The organism is Okeania sp., from assembly GCF_983059655.1.
In genome coordinates this window covers 1-3,401 of sequence record NZ_CEZPJD010000836.1, presented here as the reverse complement: position 1 = coordinate 3,401, position 3,401 = coordinate 1, and the positions used below count along the sequence as shown (strand labels likewise).

The following is a 3,401-nucleotide window of genomic DNA, read 5'->3' as shown; positions in this document are numbered from 1 at the left end:
TTTTCTTCCCTCCTGACTCCTGACTCCTCATGATTATCGAACCACACCGCCGCCTACGGGTCGAATATCTTCTCCTGAGAAAGGAGTTGTACCACCCTCCCAGTTAAAGTCACTGATCCGGAGGCTAAATGTACCAGTTTGTCGTCTGGGACTAAAAGTTAATACAACTCCATAAGTACGACGACTATATTCTAATGTGATACGGTCGTCGAGAATATCACCATTTTCTATGTTGATTCCACTTTGATAGCCAACCCGAAAACCTTTATAAATCTGTTGGACAAAACCAAATAATAAAACATTTGTATCTTCAACGCGGTCAAAGAAAAAAGGTGACTGACCGCTCAGACCTGTCTGGCTATAAGTTAAATTGAATCCAGTATAATCAAAAAAGTCTCTGGAAAAATGTCCAAACTGACCAGTAAATCCAAGACTGCCACGAAGATAAGATTGGTCTTCATCGTTACTATAAAGGCTAGTAGCACCGGTAAGCCCTAAGACCATTTGCACAAATGGAACTACTGGTTTGCTGGTATATCTCAAGCCTTCGCTTGGGGTAGCTGGTAATGCTTCTCCACTCCAGATAGTTAGTGGGTATCTCAGAGAGACTACGCTCTGGAAACGACCAAGGTCAGCTCGTGCTTTAGCATCATCGTCATCATTTTCATCATTTTCATCGGGTAAGGGTTCAAATGGTTCGAGGTCTGTTAATAATTCCCGACGGTCTGTTCTCGCATTGACAACTTGATAACCTGTCTGAAAACTTAGTTGGGCACCGGTTTTACCTACTGGTATTAGGGGAGAGGTCAGGACTACACCTGCGCTGCTGTGAACTGTTTGAAATCCTAAGCTGCCATTGAATAAGCGATCGCGATAACTATACTCCCCTGTTAAATTGTAACCTTTGTATAACTGTCTTAGTCGAATGCTACCCCGAAAATCGTCTTCTTCTATGTCAGGAAAATCCTTAAATGTCAGAAATGTGGCTCGTCCTTCTAGCTGGGTTGTGGGAGTTATAGAGCCGTTTGCTGAAGCTTTGAGACCAAACACATTATCATCTATGGGGGAGTCGCCTTCATCACCTAAAAAGGCTCTTTCTAAGTAATATTGGGGAGTTATTCTGACTTGAAATGGTATTTGAAGTGGTGGTTCAAATGTAGTTTCAACAAATAACCCTCCTCTATCATCTTGGTCGTAACCAATTTGAAGTGGTAGGGGGTCTCTTTGGTTACGGTCAATAATTGTTCGTTCGCGAAATAGTGGTAAACTAAAGCGATCGTCAAATACTAACCGCGCTTTTTTGGTGATTAGTTCATCTTGAAAGGGAGATAGGGGTGTGAGTGTGGCACGCTCGCTTCTTAATTCTACCTCTGGAGGTGAAAATGGATCGTTGGTGAGTCTGAGATTTGTGGCTTCCCAAGTGCCTGCACCTAATAAGTTTAGACGGTCTGCTTCAAAGCGCAGTCTATTAACTGTTCCTGCCTGTTCGGGTGCTTCTAGTTTGGGTTCAAACGTAACTTTTGTGCCTTCAGTTGCTTTTACATTTGTTGGTGGTTGAGTTGCAGCAATGCGATCGCTTAATGTTCTTGCTTGCAATGCTCCTACTCCTTCTGTGGTGGGTAGGGATGATGAGGAGATTTCTTCTGCGTTACCGACAAAAATAATTCCACTTGCTTGTTCAATTACTCCTTTATCTAGGGTAAAGTTGTATTCCATGCGTTCTCCTAGCAATACTTGTTGCCCTTGAGTAAAAACAGCATTTCCCGTTGCTAGGAGTTGACGAGTAGTTAAGTTAATTTGTACTTTGTCGGCGTTAACGAGTCCTTGACTAAATCGCACTATTACTTTACCTTCTGCTGTAATTAGTCGTCGTTGGTCGTCATATTCTTGGCGCTCTGCTGTTACTTCTACTACGTCTGCTGGTAAGGGTACTGTAATAGGTTGTTGCTCTCCTGTTTCTTGGTCTGAATCTTGGGTTGGAGATTCTGGATCTACTATAGGAATAGGTGTCTCTTCTTCTTTTGATTCTGGGACATCTGGCTGGTCTATAGGTTGTTGGTCTTGGGGAAGATTGGGCAATTCTGGAGAGCTATCTTCTATTATTTGTCCTATTTTAAGTGTTTGTTTTTGTGCTTGTGTTTCAAGTTGCTCTGGTTGAGTGAAAAATTTTGAGGTAATTACTTCTTTTCTGGTACTTGCGGTATTCTCACTGAAATGTTCTAAAATTTTTCTACTATTTGAGCTATATAAGTTTACTGGTTTGGTAGTTTGTTCTTCTTGTTTTCTGGCTGTATATTCGTAAAAATTTGATAAGGAAGTAGAGTGGAATGTTAATTTTCTATCTAAATTAATTTGGTTTTCTATAGTAGAAATTTTCTCTGCTGATGATATATCTATTTCTACAGGTGGTCCGAGACTTGCTGAGGTTGTATGAATTGGACTTACTTGACTAACAGGGTCAAAGGTGGATTTGATTTGAGGAAACTTGTACAATACGGTTTCTCTGAATTCTTGTCCTAAGAAGGTGCTTTTTATAGACAATATGATTTCCTCAGTCCCCTGGTTTGATTTTGGCACTGAGCTAGGTACTTCCTGTCGTAATTTTGTAACACCTTGAGTTACAGTCTGTGAAGGGAGGGTTTCAACTATTGGAGGTAATTCTGGTGGAGGTAGAGGATAGGACATATTTCAGATAGAAACACTAAGCTCAAAGATTTAAACATCAGAGTCGATCATAAACTTAAGAGTTAGAATTTTTATAGAAGATTTATCAATTTAAGAGTAAAAATATAATTAACTTGGCCTGGAGATTACTTTTTTCCACTCTCTAGGATCATAGATATATCATTTCAGTTAGTCACTGACATTTTGATTTTAGCGATCTTGCTTTGTAAATTTTGTCAAAAATTAGCCTGGAATATAACACTTAATTAGATTAGTGGACTTCCAGGCTGATTAATATCTTGGTGCAAGTTTTTTCTCAGTCTCTAGATAATAGAGATTCTCTTACTCCATATCTCGACCACTAGGGTTACGAGCTGGGTCGTTGGACAAGAATCCAAAAATGAATAATCCAACAAAGAACAGGACAACAATATTAACGACTATTTTTAGAGTTAGCATCTATTATTTTTCTCCCAGGATGTGAAAAATTGATATTGATTATGAGAAATCTACAACTTTCTTATCATATCTAAATATTGTCTCATTTGACTACAATTATGTGTCAAATATTTTTCAACTTCTTTTGGCTCCATTGCCAGACTTGTTCAAATACTCTTTCTATCCAGCTCATAACTACATCTACCCACCCCAATATTTCTTCTAGGGGATGTTTGATATATCCCATTGAAACTGAGGCTACTTCTAAGTAGTCTGGTTCTTGTTGGTACTCTGGCTTA

At 39.4% G+C, this 3,401-nt stretch carries 2 protein-coding genes; both read right to left on the bottom strand.

The window, feature by feature from the left end; genetic code table 11:
* Positions 1 to 33: 33 nt before the first annotated feature.
* Positions 34 to 2,685, bottom strand: a complete 2,652-nt coding sequence (locus tag AC3DU7_RS29095) for a DUF3769 domain-containing protein (RefSeq protein WP_488042736.1) — start codon at positions 2,683 to 2,685, stop codon at positions 34 to 36.
* Between the two features lie 321 nt (positions 2,686 to 3,006).
* Entirely contained in the window at positions 3,007 to 3,123 is a 117-nt protein-coding gene (locus AC3DU7_RS29090) for a photosystem II reaction center protein I (RefSeq protein ID WP_202220449.1), read from the bottom strand.
* Positions 3,124 to 3,401 lie beyond the last annotated feature (278 nt).

Coding starts and splice junctions, on each gene's coding strand:
- AC3DU7_RS29095 (WP_488042736.1), bottom strand. CDS start 2,685: ATGTCCTATCCTCTACCTCCACCAGAATTACCTCCAATAGTTGAAACC.
- AC3DU7_RS29090 (WP_202220449.1), bottom strand. CDS start 3,123: ATGCTAACTCTAAAAATAGTCGTTAATATTGTTGTCCTGTTCTTTGTT.